The following is a 15,691-nucleotide window of genomic DNA, read 5'->3' as shown; positions in this document are numbered from 1 at the left end:
ATCCAGCTAGTCAGTTCGGCGTTTGAGCCTTTCCAGAAAATCATCGATCATAATAATATCCCGTAGATCCTGCGGACGTTGGGCAACTACTTTCTGCTCTCGTAAATCATTCAAATGGAGAAACCGAACGGTATATCCATATTGATTTCTAACGGTTCGCGAACGTAAAAAGCAATCCTCAAAATCAAATTTTCGATGCACTACGGTCAATATATCAATGTAATTGTTTAATCCGAATACCTGGGGCTGGGTAAAATCGAGCGCTTCAACCTGCTCAAGCTCTTCCTTTGTATAACCCATATCCAGTAATGTGCTTACAAATCGTTGTCCGTTGATATCTGTTGGCTCAATCCACACATCAACATCTTCAGTATTTCGGGATAAGCCGTTGAGATACATGGCAAATCCACCAATGATCAGATAACGAAGCTCATTTCGCTCAGCCTGCTCCACGAACAGCTTGAACTCTTCATTTTCTAGATCCATGCTGGTTTACTCACGCTGATAGTCCTCTTACCGTTATACGGACGCCCTTTAATTGCCCAGAGCCGTGACTGCATGACAAAAAAACGCCGATAGCGCTCTTCGGGCGTCTCTTGTAATCCCTGTTCGAGCATTCGCTCATAGGGTTCGCCCAGATCATTGTAGATGGTAATCGTCCGTTTCTTTTTCATAAGTACCCGGCTTTACGGTATGGTATAAACGCTGGTACAGCGAGCCGCCGTAGCCATGCGCTGGCTTTCCTGATTTATTTAACAAACAGCAACTCCCGGTACTTCACCAGGGGCCAGTCTTCGTCATCGACGACCTGTTCGAGTTTATCGACTTCATACCTGATAAGGTCGAAATAGTCTTTCACCTCGGTGCCGTATAGCCGGGCGCGTTCAACGGTATCGGCTATGTTGTTGGCTTTCTTACGGCTTTCGATCATTGCCTCTACGCCCTTCTTGATCACGATAACCCGCGCCGACAGTTCGCGCAGTATGTCCTTGATGGGCTCGGCTTCGGCGGTCATGCCCAGCTCCGTCAGATGACGGGCCGTTTCGGCCAGCTTGTTCTGGTATTTCAGGACCGTCGACACAACGTGGTTCATGGCCAGGTCGCCCATTACCCGCGACTCGATCTGAACCGTTTTGATGTATTTTTCCAGTTCGATCTCGTACCTCGATTCGACTTCTGCATGGCTCAGCACCCCCGTACGCTCAAACAGCGCCAGCGACTCGGGCTGAACGTAGACGGCCAGCGCATCGGGCGATGATTTGATATTAGACAGGCCCCGCCGGGCGGCCTCCGCTACCCACTCGTCGGAATAGCCGTTACCTTCGAACAGAATCCGTTTGGCGTTGGCGTAATACTCTTTCAGAATATCAACGATAGCCAGCTCTTTCTTCTCACCCCGCGCCAGTCGACCGTCGAGTTCGGTTCTGAACTGGTTGAGCTGATCGGCTACTATAGCGTTCAGCACTGTCATGGTTGAGGCTGAGTTGGCCGAGCTGCCCACCGCCCGAAACTCGAATTTGTTGCCGGTAAAGGCAAAGGGCGAGGTACGGTTACGGTCGGTATTGTCGCGCATCAGGCTCGGAATCCGGTTCAGGCCCAGTTTGTAGTAGACGTTGTCGCCTTTGTTGAGCGAGATTTCGTTTTTTGTCTCAAGATCTTCCAACGCCCGGGTCAGCGTTTCGCCCAGAAAAATAGAGACGATAGCCGGGGGAGCCTCGTTAGCGCCCAGGCGATACTCGTTACCCGCCGATGCAATGCTGGCCCGCAGCAGGTCGGCATTGTCATGAACCGCTTTCACCACATTGACCAGGAACGTCAGAAAGCGGAGGTTTTCTTTCGGCTTGGTAGTGGGTGACAGCAGGTTCACGCCGGTATTGGTTCCCATCGACCAGTTGTTGTGCTTACCCGAGCCGTTGATGCCGGCAAACGGCTTTTCATGGAACAGGACCTTCAGGTTGTGCTTCTCAGCAATTTTCTCCATCAGATCCATCAGCAGCGCGTTATGGTCGACAGCCAGGTTGACTTCCTCAAACGTCGGGGCCACCTCAAACTGCCCCGGTGCCACTTCATTATGCCGCGTCCGGACGGGCATGCCCAGCTTCATGGACTCAAACTCGAAGTCGACCATGAACGCGTTGATCCGGGGCGGTATCGAGCCGAAATAATGGTCGTCGAGCTGCTGCCCCCGGGCGGGCTGATGACCAAAAACGGTACGACCGGCCAGCACCAGATCCGGGCGGGCGTAGAAAAGGGCGCGGTCTACAACGAAGTATTCCTGTTCCGGCCCCAGCGTTGGTGTCACCTTGGTAATGCTCCGGTCAAAGTACTGGCAAACGGCGGTAGCCGCTTTATCGAGCGCATTCAAGGCTTTGAGCAGCGGGGTTTTGTAATCGAGGGCCTCACCCGTGTAAGCGATGAAGACTGACGGAATACAAAGCGTTTTACCACCCGCGCCGTTATCCATCAGAAAAGCCGGGGAGCTGGGGTCCCAGCCGGTATAGCCCCGCGCTTCGAACGTATTGCGCAGGCCACCACTCGGAAACGACGACGCGTCGGGTTCCTGCTGCACCAGTGCACTGCCTTTAAACTTCTCCATCGCCTTGCCATCGGCGGTTATATCGAAAAAAGCATCGTGCTTTTCGGCCGTTTCGCCCGTCAGGGGCTGAAACCAGTGAGTGTAGTGCGTAGCCCCTTTCGACGTTGCCCACGATTTCATAGCACCGGCCACTTCGTCGGCAATGGCCCGGTCGATAGCGCCGTTGGTCTGGATAGCTTCGGTAACTTTCAGATAAGCTTCGGGCGACAGCAGCGCCCGCATCACCTCATTGTTAAATGTATTGGAACCAAAAAAATCACCTACGCGCTCGGTCGGGGCGGCAACAGCCACGGCCTGGCGGCTCTGAGCAATTTCAAGGGCTTTGAACCGATAATTGGACATAGTACAGTCAGGGCGGTTTGGGAATGAAATGGTTTATCAAACATACATGCGTTCAGCCCAGATTACAACCTGGCCCATAAAAAAGCCCGGCTACCAAAGCAGCCGGGCTTATCTAAACTACACAAAAGCCAATTAAGCCGTTTCCAGAACGTCGGCCGCCTTAACGGTTTTGATGATTACCGCTGCCACTTTGTACGGATCAGCAGCCGAGTTGGGCCGGCGATCTTCGAGCCAGCCTTTCCAGCCGCGCTCTACCGTAGCGATAGGGATACGAATCGAGGCACCCCGGTCCGACACCCCGAACGAGAACTGATCGATCGACTGGGTTTCGTGCTTGCCGGTCAGGCGCAGGTGGTTATCGGCACCGTATACATCGATGCAGGCTTTGATGATCTCAGGCGTACGACCGAATCCGCTACAGATTTTGTCGTATACTTCCTTGCTGCCCGCCGTACGAAGCGTCGTGTTGGAGAAGTTGGCGTGCATACCCGATCCGTTCCAGTCGGTGTCGCCCAGCGGCTTGCAGTGCCAGTTGATCGATACGTTATATTTTTCGCCGATACGCTCCAGGAGGTAACGGGCTACCCAGATCTGATCTCCGGCGTCTTTGGCACCTTTGGCAAAAATCTGGAATTCCCACTGACCCGTTGCTACTTCGGCGTTGATACCTTCTACGTTCAGACCCGCTTCCAGGCAGGCGTCGAGATGTTCTTCGACGATATTACGACCATAGGCGTTTTGTGCACCTACCGAGCAGTAATAAGGACCCTGTGGCCGTTTGGGGAAACCCTCGGCCGGGAAACCCAGCGGCTTATCGATGGCCATGTCCCACAGGAAATACTCCTGTTCGAAACCGAACCAGAAATCGTTATCGTCGTCCTGGATCGTAGCGCGACCGTTGGTTACGTGGGGGGTTCCGTCGGCGTTCAGTACTTCGCACATCACCAGATAACCATTCTTACGTTGTGGGTCAGGGCAGATGAATACCGGTTTCAGCAGACAGTCTGAAGAACCGCCTTCGGCCTGCTCGGTCGAAGAACCGTCAAACGACCACATCGGGCAATCTTCTAGTTTGCCGGAGAAATCGCCTTCGATTTTTGTTTTGGAACGCAGACTTTGGGTGGGCTTATAGCCATCGAGCCAAATGTACTCTAACTTCGACTTTGCCATGATTGTACAGGTGGAATGAATTGTTTGGGTTTTGTTACGATACGTTTAGCAAATATAAGCGCGCTTCACCATAAATTATAAAAGCCCTCGGAGGCAAAAGCCATATTTTCAACTGTTTTTATGGAAATATTATAATTTTAATTCGTTCAGTGCAGTAAACAGCCATATTTTTCATTAAAAATCTTTGCCCATCAGTACAACCTCTTTCTACCGTTCCTACAACTTTTCAGCGCAGACAACTCTATTTTTCAACCCTGTTTGCTGTATCACGGTAACCTATACAGGTAAAAATATCCGATCGAACAACCTGCCATTCGACGCCATTCATTAGCGGCTGACGCGGAACCCGTCCGGGCGTTTTTTTGTACTTTTGCAGGATATACCACTGATCGTGAAAAAAGTAGCTTTCTATACGCTTGGCTGCAAGCTGAACTTCTCGGAAACGTCGACCCTGGCCCGGATGATGGAGCAACAGGGGTACCAACGGGTTGAGTTTAATCAGCAGCCCGACATCTTTATTGTAAATACCTGCTCCGTTACGGATAATGCCGACAAGAAGTGCCGGAAGATTGTTCGCGAGGCTCAGAAAATCAACCCCGATGGCTACATAGCTATCCTGGGTTGTTACGCTCAGTTGAAGCCACAGGAAATTGCTGCCATTCCGGGCGTCGATGCGGTACTGGGCGCAGCCGAGAAATTTCGGTTGCATGAACTGATGCCTACGTTCGTGAAAGTACCGGACGGGCAGTCGGCCCGGATCTTCAACTCCCCGATCGAACACGCCATCGATTACCACGCCAGCTATTCGCTCAACGACCGCACCCGTACGTTTCTGAAGGTGCAGGATGGCTGCGATTACCCCTGTTCGTACTGTACCATTCCACTGGCGCGGGGCAGGAGCCGGTCCGATACAATTGCCAATGTCGTGGCATCGGCCCGCGACATTGCCGCACGGGGGGTCAAAGAAATCGTTCTGACGGGGGTAAACATTGGCGATTTCGGCCTGTCTGGCGGACCCGATCGGCAGGAAACCTTCCTGGATCTGATCCGGGCACTCGATGACGTAGACGGCATCGAGCGGTTCCGCATTTCGAGTATCGAACCAAACCTGCTGACCGACGATATAATTGCCTTTGTTGCCTCGTCGAAGCGATTTGTGCCGCATTTTCACGTGCCGCTGCAGTCGGGCAGCAACCGGGTACTCGGCCTGATGCGCCGGCGTTACAAACGCGACCTGTACGCCGACCGCGTGGCGCGAATCAAAGAGCTCATGCCCCATGCCTGTATTGGCGTCGACGTTATTGTGGGGCACCCCGGCGAAACGGAAGAGCTGTTTCTGGAAACCTATCAGTTCCTGACCGAACTGCCGGTTTCCTACCTGCACGTGTTTACCTACTCCGAACGGCCCAATACTACCGCGCTGAGCATTAAACCGGTTGTACCTGGCCACGTTCGGGCTGAACGCAGCCGGATGCTGCACATCCTTTCCGAAAAGATGCGCCGTGCCTTTTACGAGTCGCAGCTGGGCCGCGAGGCAACGGTCCTGTTCGAAGAAGATGTGGAAGATGGATTCATGCAGGGCTTCACCGAGAACTACGTTCGGGTAGTGGCCCGGTACGACCCGCTCCGGATAAACGAAATACTGCCCGTGCGGCTCACAACCATCAACCACAACGGGCTGGTAGAAGTAGAAGAAACCGTCTTGTTGGAACACCACTGATCGGTCGACACGGCTACATAAAAAGAGGACCGGCATGACTACCGGTCCTCTTTTTATGTAGCCGTGTTTGAGCAACTGGTCCCGTCGGATCTCTATTGCTGAGCTGCGGCCCGCTGGTCAAGCTCTTTCAGGACATCAGCCATGGTTCTGAACCGGTTGGCGTCGCCAATAAAACTCAGCCCCGACATAATCAGGGCGAAACCACCGGTACTGACCCAGAACCAGGGATCTTCGCCTACCTCTTTCATCTTTGAACCATGTAACAGCACCGCCAGACCAGTGCCCAGTAGCATGGCCCCGCTTCCGCCGTAGAGCCAGTATTTGGTGATCAGTTTTTTTTCCCGCTCCGTTTTCATAATCCATTTCTATTTATCATAAAAACACAGCCGGTATGATTCGGTTTTGAAAAACTATTATCTTACCTCTTCGTTTCCAGTCTTACATGATAATCTGATCCTTTCAAACCCAACGCACAAATGCCTGAATTTACCCTTGGAATCGAAGAAGAATTTCAGACGATAGACCCAGAAACCCGCGAGCTCCGGTCACACATGTCCAAGCTGGTAGAGGGTGGCAAAATCATACTTCAGGAGCGCGTAAAAGCAGAGATGCACCAGGCCGTGGTAGAAGTAGGCACTAACATCTGTCACAACATCCACGAGGCCCGGCAGGAAGTAACGTATCTGCGTCAGGAGATTATTGAACTGGCCGAGAAGCAGAACCTCAAGGTAGCAGCGGCCGGCACCCATCCGTTTTCGGACTGGCAAAGTCAGCTCATTACCCCTAATGAACGCTACGACCGGCTTATCGAAGAAATGCGCGACGTGGCTCGTTCCAACCTGATTTTCGGTCTCCACGTCCACGTAGGCATTCAAAGCCGGAACGAGGGGATTCAGATCATGAACGCCGTGCGGTACTTTCTGCCTCATATCTACGCCCTGTCGACCAGTTCGCCTTTCTGGCGGGGGCGAAATACCGGCTTCAAATCGTACCGCTCTAAAGTATTCGACAAGTTTCCGCGCACGGGCATTCCGGACTTTTTCGCGTCGGCCGCCGAGTACGACGAGTATATCAACCTGCTGGTCAAAACCGGCTGTATCGACAACGGTAAAAAGATCTGGTGGGACATCCGGCTTCATCCTTTCTTCGACACCATCGAGTTCCGGATCTGCGACGTGCCGATGCGGGTCGATGAGACCATCTGCCTGGCGGCTATCATGCAGGCGCTGGTTGCCAAAATTCATAAGCTGATGGGTCAGAACCTGAATTTCCGGCCCTACCGGCGCATTCTGATCAACGAAAATAAATGGCGCGCAGCCCGGTATGGCATCGAAGGAAAGCTGATTGATTTCGGCAAACAGGAAGAAGTACCCACTCATCAGCTGATCCACGAACTGCTCGCTTTTATTGACGACGTGGTCGACGAACTGGGTAGCCGGGCCGAATGCGAATACGTGCTTAAAATCCTGGAGATGGGTACGGGAGCCGACCGTCAACTGGCTGTTTTCCAGGAAACCGGCGATCTTAAACAGGTGGTCGATTACATTGTCTCGGAAACTTCTTACGGAATCAGGTAGTTGATATTGACACGTACAAGGCTCCCGGCCAGCGGGCTGAGAAGCGGCTTACCCCCTTTTTTTGGCCCGTAGCCCGGCGCCAGTATTCAGTCTTCATTTTACAGTTTATCCGATGAAAATTGCCGTTCTGGACATGAATAACAACCATCCCAATGAGGGGATGCGTTGTATTTTGCACGCGATCCGTACCGTGCAGGGAAACGATCATACTGAACTGGCCTTCGATATCTTTAACGTTCGGGGCAATAACGAAATACCGGGTCTGGATTACGACCTGTACATCTCGTCTGGCGGCCCGGGTAGCCCACTCCCGTCTGAAGAAGCCTGGGAGCAGCCCTACTTCCAACTGATTGATCAGCTTTTCGACTGGAACCGTCAGAACGAACGCAAAAAGCATGTGTTCCTGATCTGTCATTCGTTCCAGCTCGTGACCAGACATCTGAATCTGGGCGAACTGAGCCGCCGTAAATCGACCTCGTTCGGAATTTTCCCGATCCATAAAACCGACGAAGGCATCAGCGATCCCGTTTTTGCCGGGTTGCCCGAACCGTTCTACGCCGTTGACTCGCGCGACTACCAGGTTCTGAAACCCGATCTGGAGCGTATCGAAGATATGGGCGCCAGTATTCTCTGCCTGGAAAAAATCAGACCCCATGTAAAACTTCCCCGGGCGCTGATGGGCATCCGGTTCTCGCCCGAAATTGTAGGAACTCAGTTTCACCCCGAAGCCGACGACGAGGGGATGCTCCGGTATTTCCTGTCTGACGAGAAGCGAAAGCAGATCGTAGCCAACTTCGGCCAGACGAAGTACGACGAAATGATGACCTACCTGCAGGATCCCAACAAGATTGCCCTGACCGAGTCGGTTATTCTGCCGGGCTTCATCCGTCAGGCCGTTCGTTCGCAGGCAGCCACTCAGGAACTGGTTATCAACTAGCTGAACCAAGGCTCAAAACAAGCCAGCCAGCTGGCTTGTTTTGGCTACTCTACTTTGTCATGAATTGACATACCGATGATTCACTCCGCCCGTATAGCCTTTAACCAAGCCTTCAGCCCGGAAAAATACCGGGCTTTCTTAGCTCAAATCGAATCGGATTTTCCTGGTCAGCTGGACTTCCGTGTGGCCGAAACGCCCATTTTCGTTCCCCGGGTACTGACCAACAAGCTTCTTAGGGCTTGTGACGACATCGTCGATGGCATTACTCAGCCCAGCTTTCGCGAACAGACCGAAGGAGCCATTCCGAACGAAGCGCGGGTTCCCCATGAGCCCCTCGATGGTCCGGGCGCACACACCCAGTTTCTGGCGGTCGACTTTGCGGTTTGCCGTGACGAGCAGGGTGAACTAACTCCCCAGCTGATCGAACTGCAGGGCTTTCCGTCTCTGTATGCTTTTCAGCCCTATCTGGCCAGTCAGTTCCGCGCCTATTACCCCGTACCAGACGAACTCTCGCACCTGTTTTCGGTTGCCACAAACGACGAATACACGCAGGCGCTCCGGCAGCTGATCGTGGGCAACTGCAACCCGGAGGAGGTGATTCTGCTCGAAATATTCCCGGAAAAACAAAAGACACGCGTCGATTTTGCGCTGACCGAAAAAGCGATTGGGGTGAAGGCCGTATGTCTGACCAAAATCCGCAAGGAAGGGCGACAGCTTCTCTACGAGCGTGACGGCCGGATGGTCCCGATCCGTCGCATCTATAACAGACTGATTTTCGACGACCTGCGCAATTTCCCGGACCTTCAAACGGATTTCAAGCTCACTGACGACGTCCATGTTGAGTGGGTCGGCCACCCCAACTGGTTCTTCCGGATCAGCAAGTACACCCTACCTCTGCTCAAAAGTCCATTTATTCCGGCCAGCCATTACCTGTCAGACTTAAATGAGTATCCGGCAGACCTGGAGAATTATGTATTGAAACCGCTATTCTCCTTTGCAGGCAGTGGCGTCAAGATCAACATAACCCCCGACGATCTGGCGTCTATACCGGCCGACCAGCGTGCCGGGTACCTGCTGCAACACAAGGTAACCTACGACCCCGTTATCCAATCGCCCGATGGGCTGGTGAAATGCGAAATACGGATGCTCTTTATCTGGCCTAAGGGCGACGCACGTCCTACCCTGCTCACGAACCTGGCCCGCCTGAGCCGGGGTGAGATGATCGGGGTCAATTTCAACAAAAACAAAGACTGGGTCGGCGGCACAGTCTGTTTCTTCGAAAAATAGGGCACGTCCCACCCAACCCTTCACCTTAGGTACCCATGCAAACCCAACCTCATCTTACTGAAAAAGCCATCTTCGACCTGACCGGTAAAGTAGCCATCATTACCGGAGCCAGCAAAGGAATCGGCGAAGACATAGCCCGTTTATACGCCAGATTTGGCGCTCACGTCATCGTCAGCAGCCGGAAGCAGGACGCCTGCGACGTCCTTGCCGAGGACATCAGAGCCCAGGGGGGCGAAGCCACCGGCGTGGCGGCCCATGTCGGCGACATGAGTCAGCTGGGGCAACTGGTAGAAAAGACCATATCTACCTACGGCGGCATAGACATACTGGTAAACAACGCAGCCTCGAACCCCGTCTTCGGCCCCTCGCTCGACTGCGACGGAGCCGCCTTCGACAAGATTATGCAGGCTAACGTCAAAGCCCCCTTCGAGTTGAGTAAGCTGTGTTACCCGAGCATGAAAGCCCGGGGCGGGGGCAGTATCATTATGATGAGCAGCATTGCCGGCCACACACCCGATCCGGGTCTGGGTATGTACAGCGTCAGCAAAGCCAGCCTCAACATGCTGACCAAGGTGCTGGCCAAAGAATGGGGCCCGGATGGGATACGCGTCAACGCCATTTGTCCGGGCCTGATCAAGACCAAATTCAGCCAGGCGCTCTGGCAGGACGAAAAGATCCTGGACCACTTTACCAAACGGTTACCCATTGCCCGCATGGGAACAACCGATGAAATCAGCCCCCTGGCCTTATTTCTAGCCGCCGATGCTTCTTCTTATAGCACCGGTAGTCTGTTTTATGCCGATGGCGGCACCGTCATTTGAGTCAGGTCATCGGGCCTCTACGTTATGAAAACCATGATTCCTCTCAACCACCTTGAAGTCTGGCTCCGCGGGCCTCTACCCGATATGCCAGCCCTGTTGCAGCCCGTTGCTCATGCCCTGCTGCAGGCCCGCGAAGAAGTCAACTCGCTTATGGACGGCTTCCCGGATGCGCTCCTGCGCGAGCAGCCCGGAAACGTCGCTTCGGTAGGCTTTCATCTACAGCACCTTTCGGGCGTTCTCGACCGCATGTTTACGTACGCACGGGGGGAGCAGCTGTCATCGAGTCAGTTGAATGATTTGTCGATGGAGAGCACGCCAACCGGGTCATTTCTGACGACTGTCGACCTGGTCCGTCGGTTTAACCAGCAGGTTGACGAAGCGCTGCTGCAACTCAGGCAAACCGATCAGAGCACCCTGACCGAAGTACGGGGCGTTGGCCGGGCGCAGCTTCCGTCTACCCTCATCGGGCTATACGTACACGCGGCCGAGCATACCATGAGGCATGTCGGCCAGCTTTCCGTTACCGCGCGCATTATACGCTGGTCTTAAAGTTTTTTAAGGGTACCTCCGTCAACGACCAGCGTAGTGCCATGGATAAACCGGGCTTCGTCGGAGGCCAGATAGCATACCGCCGATGCGATATCTTCGGGCTGACCCACGTTGGCGCGGTCTACTTTCTCCTGGCCATTTTTCACGTTTGGGTTGTCCCAGAGCATGGGCGTATCGATGGCTCCGGGCGCTATGCAGTTTATCCGCACCCTGGTCCGGTCGTACTCCTGGGAAACACCCTGGGTGAAAGCCTCCATCCCTCCCTTGCTCGTAGCGTAAGGAATAACGTTGGGTGTGGTCTCGTGGGCATGTACCGAGCTGATGTTAACAATGGCCCCTCCCTGCATATGCGGAATGCAATACTTGCAGAACAGGAATACCGAGCGCAGGTTGGTGTTCATCACCTTATCCCAGTCTTCCAGCGACAGATCTACGATGGGCGTAAACGTCATCATGGCGGCATTATTGACCAGAACGTCTACCCGCCCCCAGGCCGAAACGGCCTGCTGAACCGCCGACTCAACGGCCTCCGGATCGGATACATCAGCCGCAACGAATCGAGCTTCGCCCCCTTTGCCTGCAATCGTATGGACAACTTGCTGACCATCCGCTTCGTCGCGCCCGATCACCAGCACTTTTCCACCCTCTTCGCCCATTCGTTCGGCCGTGGCCCGGCCAATACCCGAGGTTGCCCCGGTAACAATACACACTTTATCCCTGAATCGCATGCTGTTGAGTTTACCAGACCTAACCGCTCAGGCGAAAGAAGTGTTTACTGAGCCTGCCAATAGCGATGGGGTCCGCAAGCCCATCAGACGAACCGGCTGATGGGCTTGCGGACCCCGTGTATAGATTGTCTCTGGTTACTGCGTTATTGCACGGCCAGTACTTTGAACTCGGTTCGTCGGTTTTGCTGGTGCTCGCTTTCCGTACAGTTCACGCCATCGACGCAGCCGTTCAGAATTTCAGCTTCGCCATAGCCGCGGGCCATTAACCGGCTGGCGGCTATACCCCGCGCAACCAGATAATCCATGGCCGCCCGCGCCCGGTTCTCTGACAACCGAATGTTGTAGGTATCGGTAGCCCGGGCGTCGGTATGGGACCGCAGCTCGATCTGCATCTGCGGATACTCTTTCAGAATGGCCAGTACGTGATCGAGCTCGCGAGCCGCATCAGGACGGATGAAGAACTTATTGAGATCATAATAGATGTTTTTCAGCTGGAACACGTCGCCAACCCCATACAGACCGAGCGAATCGGTAATGACTTTTGCGTTGCGTTTCGTTTTCGTCGTGTACTGCGTTTTCTTGGTAGCGTAGCGTTCTTTCTGGGCCGTAATGGTATACGGAGCGTTGGGCTTGGTATTAAACTCATATCCGCCGTCAGGACCGGTAATGACCGTTTGCTCCGACTTATCCTTGTCGTTACGCAGCGTTACTTTCACCCCGGGAGCCGGCTGCTGGTTCACCTCGGTCTTGACAACCCCCTTCACAATCGTGTTCTCAGAGCGTTCGAGATAGATTTTGATTTCCATCACGGCTCGGGGCGACTGGGTCATTGTCGAATACCGGGCACTGTTCATGGCGAACCCTTCTTTGATGGCCTTAAACTCGTATTCGGTGTTCGTATCGATGCACAGATCCGTGCGGCCTTCTATGTTGGTAATCCGCAGATCCTGGTTGACGCCATTGCGCAGGATACGGACATCCGCGTTTTCGAGCGGGGATCCCGTTTTAGCATCGAAGACCAGGATGTTCAGCTGTTTACACGTACGGCGGAACGCATAGATATCGTCGTCGCTAACGCCTTTTTTACGGTTGCTGCTGAAATAGCCACTGGTCCGGGTCCGGTCTGTAATGAACCCAAAATCATCTTTTTCGGAGTTGATCGGTGCGCCGGCGTTCTGAACCCCTTTGTAGGCCACACCATCGCGGAGCTCAGCATAGAATACGTCAAGTCCACCTAATCCTTCATGGCCGTCTGATGAGAAATAAAGGTTTCCGCCTTCGTCGGCAAACGGAAACATCTCGTTCCCCTCGGTATTGATCTCCTTACCCATATTGACGGGGGTGCCCCACTCGCCACTACTGGGATTGAATTCAACGACGTAGATGTCAGTACCCCCGAATCCACCGGGCATGTCGGATACGAAATACAGTTTTGTATTGTCTGGCGAGAATGCCGGGTGGCCCACGGAATACTCGCTACTGTTAAAGGGTAACTCCTTAATATCAACCCACTTACCACCCTTGTTCACGGAAGAATACAATTTCAGTTTCTTTACCCCGTCTGAGCTTTTTCCGGATTTTCCTTTGCTGGTATTGTTCCGGGTAAAGACGATAAAGTTCTGATCTTTGGTGAACGTCATCGGCCCCTCATGGTACTTGGTGTTCAGGGTCTTGTTGAATATTTCAGCTTTGGTCAGTTTCTGCGGCTCTTCTATTACCTCGGTGGTTGGTGCTTTGCCGTCTCCACCTCCGCCCAGGACGGCAGCCCCCGTTGTTCGGGTTACCACCGAGCCCGGCACACGCAGCTGGTTGGTATCAGGATGAAAATACAGATCCAGGAAGGGCGTCTGGTTCCAGTTGAACACCCGTTTCACCGCCCCTGACTCGTCACGCGCCGACACGAAAACAAGTCCGTTCTTGTAATACATCGGACTGAAATCGGCCTGTCTGGAGTTGATTGGCAAGTCATACAAACGATACGACGACGAGTCCTGGTAGAATCGCCCCATATCCATGTAAGACACCGTAAATCGACGGCCACGCAGGTCCTGCGCCTGTTTTTCGCCGTACTGGCTGTACATCTTCTGCGAATCGCGGTATTTTCCGTTGGCCGCCAGAGCCTGTGCGTAGTAGAGGTACACTTCACTATCGAGGTCGGTATATTCTTTTACCAGATCGCCGTATACGCGTTCGGCATTACGCATATCCTGCAGCTTGCGGTAGCTGTAGCCCAGCTTGGTCATGGCCTCGCGGGTTTCAGCAGGCTCTTTCTTCTTATCGGCCCGTAAAAACTCCTCATAGGCCCGTACTGCGCTGACGTAACTATAGTTATCGAACTGCTTGTTTGCTGTCCGCAACCGCGCGCTTTGCGCCTGACTGTTCAGGCTCCAAAAGGCCAGTCCTGCAAACAGCAAAACCCGTATAAATCGGTTCATGAGTATATTTTCGTTAATTAAGATGGGCTTTTGACTGATACTATCAAAATAAATGCCAGAATTTCCAAACGGTATAAAGAGCAGTGGTTGTTAGCGAAACCAGCCCATAACGAACATTAAAAGTACAATTTTTAGAACGATCATTCGGGGCAATCGTCACTTCTGACGCCAATTAAATTGTGCGATCCGCCGGGTCTGTTCCGTTATCCGGAATCGGTGACTGATCCGATGCCCAATCACCCAGGCTATTTCGGAATCTGATACCAGCACCGCGATGCGTTCCCGCTCCAGGCGGGGCAGCTTATTACTGTTCAGGAGATCGCTAATTAGTTTTGTTCCCTTCATCCCCAATGGCTGAATCCGGTCTCCGAGGTGCCAGGGACGTACGGTCAGCGGAAACCGCAGCTGGTCGGCATCCAGGCAGGCTACTGATGGGTCGGCAGGTATTGAAAATCCGTCCGTCCGCTCGACGAGTTCGACTACCAGTTCAAACTGTTCGGCAACCTCTATCGGGGCTACGGGCCAGTCATGCAGTATAATCGCGTACTCGTCCAGCTGGCTCAGCGGCTCCAGTGACAAACCCGTTTGTCCTGACGCTAACCGATCGTGAACGACCCGGTGGCTAGCCGACTGGAATACCTGACCCGTAGCCTGGCTGAGGCAGGCCAGCATGGCGTTTACCTGATCAGCCCTGAATCCATAGGAGCTGAGCCATTCGCCCAACTGGAAAGCAGACTCGCGTACGTCAATCAGTTTATGAGCGGGAAGCCAGATCCGGCCAGCCTGCTGCTCAGCAACGGCCTGCCAGCTTTGGGCCAGCTGGTGTTCCAGCAGACGATCGGCAGCGCGGAGTTTTTCCAGGCTGCGCGGTAAGGTCTCGGTCAGCAAGGCCGGGTTCAGCTCCGTCAGAACCGGTACCACCCGATGCCGAATACGATTACGAGCATATTTATCATCGGCATTGGAGCTATCCTCCCGGTAGGGTGTAGACGCTTCGTGGGCATAGGCAGCGAGTTCATCGCGAGTGGCAAACAGCAACGGCCGGATCACCTCTCCCTGTCGGGGCAAAATCCCGCGCAGCCCCGCTAGGCCGGTACCCCTCGTCAGGTTCAGCAGGATCGTTTCCAGGACATCGTTCTGATGATGAGCGGTAGCCACGGCTGTATACCCATGCTGGCGAACGAGTTCCGTAAACCAGCTATAGCGAAGATCGCGGGCGGCCATCTGGATAGACATACCGCGCCCGGCCGCAATGGTAGCGGTATCGACCCGTGTCAGATGGAACGGAACCCCGTATGCCTGCGCACTGTTTTCTACAAAAGCAGCATCAGCGTCTGACTCAGCCCCCCGTAAACCAAAATTGACATGGGCCACGGCAAACGGCAAACCCGACTGGTGAAACAGATGAGCCATCACCATCGAGTCGAGTCCACCACTCACGGCCAGCAATACGGCATTGGGCGGAGCAATGAGCTTGTTTTCGTTAATAAATTTTAAAAATCGCTCCCTAAACATCCGGCTTCGGCTGG

14 protein-coding genes are annotated in these 15,691 nt (G+C 53.7%); 6 read left to right on the top strand and 8 right to left on the bottom strand.

From position 1 onward, the window contains the following. Positions 1 to 6 precede the first annotated feature (6 nt). The 4 genes from EQG79_RS10550 to EQG79_RS10535 form a co-directional block, all read right to left on the bottom strand. The gene (locus tag EQG79_RS10550) at positions 7 to 486 is read right to left on the bottom strand and encodes a DUF6036 family nucleotidyltransferase (RefSeq protein ID WP_129601451.1); all 480 of its coding nucleotides are present in this window, start codon (positions 484 to 486) and stop codon (positions 7 to 9) included. Beyond that, positions 477 to 674 carry a hypothetical protein gene (locus tag EQG79_RS10545; protein WP_129601450.1) on the bottom strand — a complete coding sequence of 66 codons (198 nt, stop codon included), beginning with the start codon at positions 672 to 674 and terminating at the stop codon, positions 477 to 479. The genes EQG79_RS10550 and EQG79_RS10545 overlap by 10 nt, the downstream gene beginning before the upstream one ends. A gap of 74 nt (positions 675 to 748) precedes the next feature. Next, a complete protein-coding gene (locus tag EQG79_RS10540) occupies positions 749 to 2,938 on the bottom strand; it encodes a glutamine synthetase III family protein (RefSeq protein ID WP_077922760.1) in 2,190 nt (729 codons plus the stop codon). 132 nt (positions 2,939 to 3,070) lie between these two features. Then, positions 3,071 to 4,108 carry a glutamine synthetase beta-grasp domain-containing protein gene (locus EQG79_RS10535; protein ID WP_077922759.1) on the bottom strand — a complete coding sequence of 346 codons (1,038 nt, stop codon included), beginning with the start codon at positions 4,106 to 4,108 and terminating at the stop codon, positions 3,071 to 3,073. 391 nt (positions 4,109 to 4,499) lie between these two features. Between EQG79_RS10535 and mtaB the strand changes: the two genes are divergently transcribed. Further along, positions 4,500 to 5,828 (top strand): tRNA (N(6)-L-threonylcarbamoyladenosine(37)-C(2))-methylthiotransferase MtaB, encoded by a 1,329-nt coding sequence (gene mtaB / locus EQG79_RS10530; protein ID WP_129601449.1) that lies wholly within the window; start codon positions 4,500 to 4,502, stop codon positions 5,826 to 5,828. A gap of 92 nt (positions 5,829 to 5,920) precedes the next feature. On the opposite strand, the gene EQG79_RS10525 is transcribed toward mtaB, so the two are convergent. After that, positions 5,921 to 6,184: a hypothetical protein gene (locus EQG79_RS10525; RefSeq protein ID WP_077922758.1), complete on the bottom strand. Its 264-nt coding sequence runs from the start codon at positions 6,182 to 6,184 to the stop codon at positions 5,921 to 5,923. Between the two features lie 120 nt (positions 6,185 to 6,304). Here EQG79_RS10525 and EQG79_RS10520 point away from each other — a divergent pair, with 120 nt between their 5' ends. From EQG79_RS10520 to EQG79_RS10500, 5 genes are all read left to right on the top strand, one after another. Next, positions 6,305 to 7,405 carry a carboxylate-amine ligase gene (locus EQG79_RS10520; protein WP_077922757.1) on the top strand — a complete coding sequence of 367 codons (1,101 nt, stop codon included), beginning with the start codon at positions 6,305 to 6,307 and terminating at the stop codon, positions 7,403 to 7,405. Positions 7,406 to 7,517: 112 nt separating this feature from the next. After that, positions 7,518 to 8,342, top strand: a complete 825-nt coding sequence (locus tag EQG79_RS10515; RefSeq protein ID WP_129601448.1) for a type 1 glutamine amidotransferase — start codon at positions 7,518 to 7,520, stop codon at positions 8,340 to 8,342. 75 nt (positions 8,343 to 8,417) lie between these two features. Further along, complete coding sequence (locus EQG79_RS10510; protein ID WP_077922755.1) at positions 8,418 to 9,629, top strand: hypothetical protein; 1,212 nt, start codon at positions 8,418 to 8,420, stop codon at positions 9,627 to 9,629. A gap of 35 nt (positions 9,630 to 9,664) precedes the next feature. Then, positions 9,665 to 10,450 carry a glucose 1-dehydrogenase gene (locus EQG79_RS10505; protein ID WP_129601447.1) on the top strand — a complete coding sequence of 262 codons (786 nt, stop codon included), beginning with the start codon at positions 9,665 to 9,667 and terminating at the stop codon, positions 10,448 to 10,450. Positions 10,451 to 10,483: 33 nt separating this feature from the next. Next, positions 10,484 to 10,999, top strand: a complete 516-nt coding sequence (locus EQG79_RS10500; protein WP_129601583.1) for a DinB family protein — start codon at positions 10,484 to 10,486, stop codon at positions 10,997 to 10,999. Here EQG79_RS10500 and EQG79_RS10495 read toward each other — a convergent pair. The 3 genes from EQG79_RS10495 to tilS all read right to left on the bottom strand — a co-directional run bounded on the left by EQG79_RS10495 (position 10,996) and on the right by tilS (position 15,677). Continuing rightward, positions 10,996 to 11,727: an SDR family NAD(P)-dependent oxidoreductase gene (locus EQG79_RS10495; RefSeq protein ID WP_129601446.1), complete on the bottom strand. Its 732-nt coding sequence runs from the start codon at positions 11,725 to 11,727 to the stop codon at positions 10,996 to 10,998. The genes EQG79_RS10500 and EQG79_RS10495 overlap by 4 nt on opposite strands. Positions 11,728 to 11,870: 143 nt before the next feature. Beyond that, entirely contained in the window at positions 11,871 to 14,162 is a 2,292-nt protein-coding gene (locus EQG79_RS10490; protein ID WP_129601445.1) for an OmpA family protein, read from the bottom strand. Positions 14,163 to 14,318: 156 nt separating this feature from the next. Then, positions 14,319 to 15,677 (bottom strand): tRNA lysidine(34) synthetase TilS, encoded by a 1,359-nt coding sequence (gene tilS, locus EQG79_RS10485; RefSeq protein ID WP_129601444.1) that lies wholly within the window; start codon positions 15,675 to 15,677, stop codon positions 14,319 to 14,321. Positions 15,678 to 15,691: the final 14 nt, after the last annotated feature.

Source organism: Spirosoma sordidisoli (genome assembly GCF_004138325.1).
Taxonomy (GTDB): Bacteria; Bacteroidota; Bacteroidia; order Cytophagales; family Spirosomataceae; genus Spirosoma; species Spirosoma sordidisoli.
The sequence above is the reverse complement of the archived record's forward strand: the minus strand, read 5'-3'. Positions and strand labels throughout refer to the sequence as shown.

What these genes read in the sequence shown, in the direction of transcription:
- EQG79_RS10550 (WP_129601451.1), bottom strand. Translation starts at nt 486, where the DNA reads ATGGATCTAGAAAATGAAGAGTTCAAGCTGTTCGTGGAGCAGGCTGAG.
- EQG79_RS10545 (WP_129601450.1), bottom strand. Translation starts at nt 674, where the DNA reads ATGAAAAAGAAACGGACGATTACCATCTACAATGATCTGGGCGAACCC.
- EQG79_RS10540 (WP_077922760.1), bottom strand. Translation starts at nt 2,938, where the DNA reads ATGTCCAATTATCGGTTCAAAGCCCTTGAAATTGCTCAGAGCCGCCAG.
- EQG79_RS10535 (WP_077922759.1), bottom strand. Translation starts at nt 4,108, where the DNA reads ATGGCAAAGTCGAAGTTAGAGTACATTTGGCTCGATGGCTATAAGCCC.
- EQG79_RS10525 (WP_077922758.1), bottom strand. Translation starts at nt 6,184, where the DNA reads ATGAAAACGGAGCGGGAAAAAAAACTGATCACCAAATACTGGCTCTAC.
- EQG79_RS10520 (WP_077922757.1), top strand. Translation starts at nt 6,305, where the DNA reads ATGCCTGAATTTACCCTTGGAATCGAAGAAGAATTTCAGACGATAGAC.
- EQG79_RS10515 (WP_129601448.1), top strand. Translation starts at nt 7,518, where the DNA reads ATGAAAATTGCCGTTCTGGACATGAATAACAACCATCCCAATGAGGGG.
- EQG79_RS10510 (WP_077922755.1), top strand. Translation starts at nt 8,418, where the DNA reads ATGATTCACTCCGCCCGTATAGCCTTTAACCAAGCCTTCAGCCCGGAA.
- EQG79_RS10505 (WP_129601447.1), top strand. Translation starts at nt 9,665, where the DNA reads ATGCAAACCCAACCTCATCTTACTGAAAAAGCCATCTTCGACCTGACC.
- EQG79_RS10500 (WP_129601583.1), top strand. Translation starts at nt 10,484, where the DNA reads ATGATTCCTCTCAACCACCTTGAAGTCTGGCTCCGCGGGCCTCTACCC.
- EQG79_RS10495 (WP_129601446.1), bottom strand. Translation starts at nt 11,727, where the DNA reads ATGCGATTCAGGGATAAAGTGTGTATTGTTACCGGGGCAACCTCGGGT.
- EQG79_RS10490 (WP_129601445.1), bottom strand. Translation starts at nt 14,162, where the DNA reads ATGAACCGATTTATACGGGTTTTGCTGTTTGCAGGACTGGCCTTTTGG.
- tilS (WP_129601444.1), bottom strand. Translation starts at nt 15,677, where the DNA reads ATGTTTAGGGAGCGATTTTTAAAATTTATTAACGAAAACAAGCTCATT.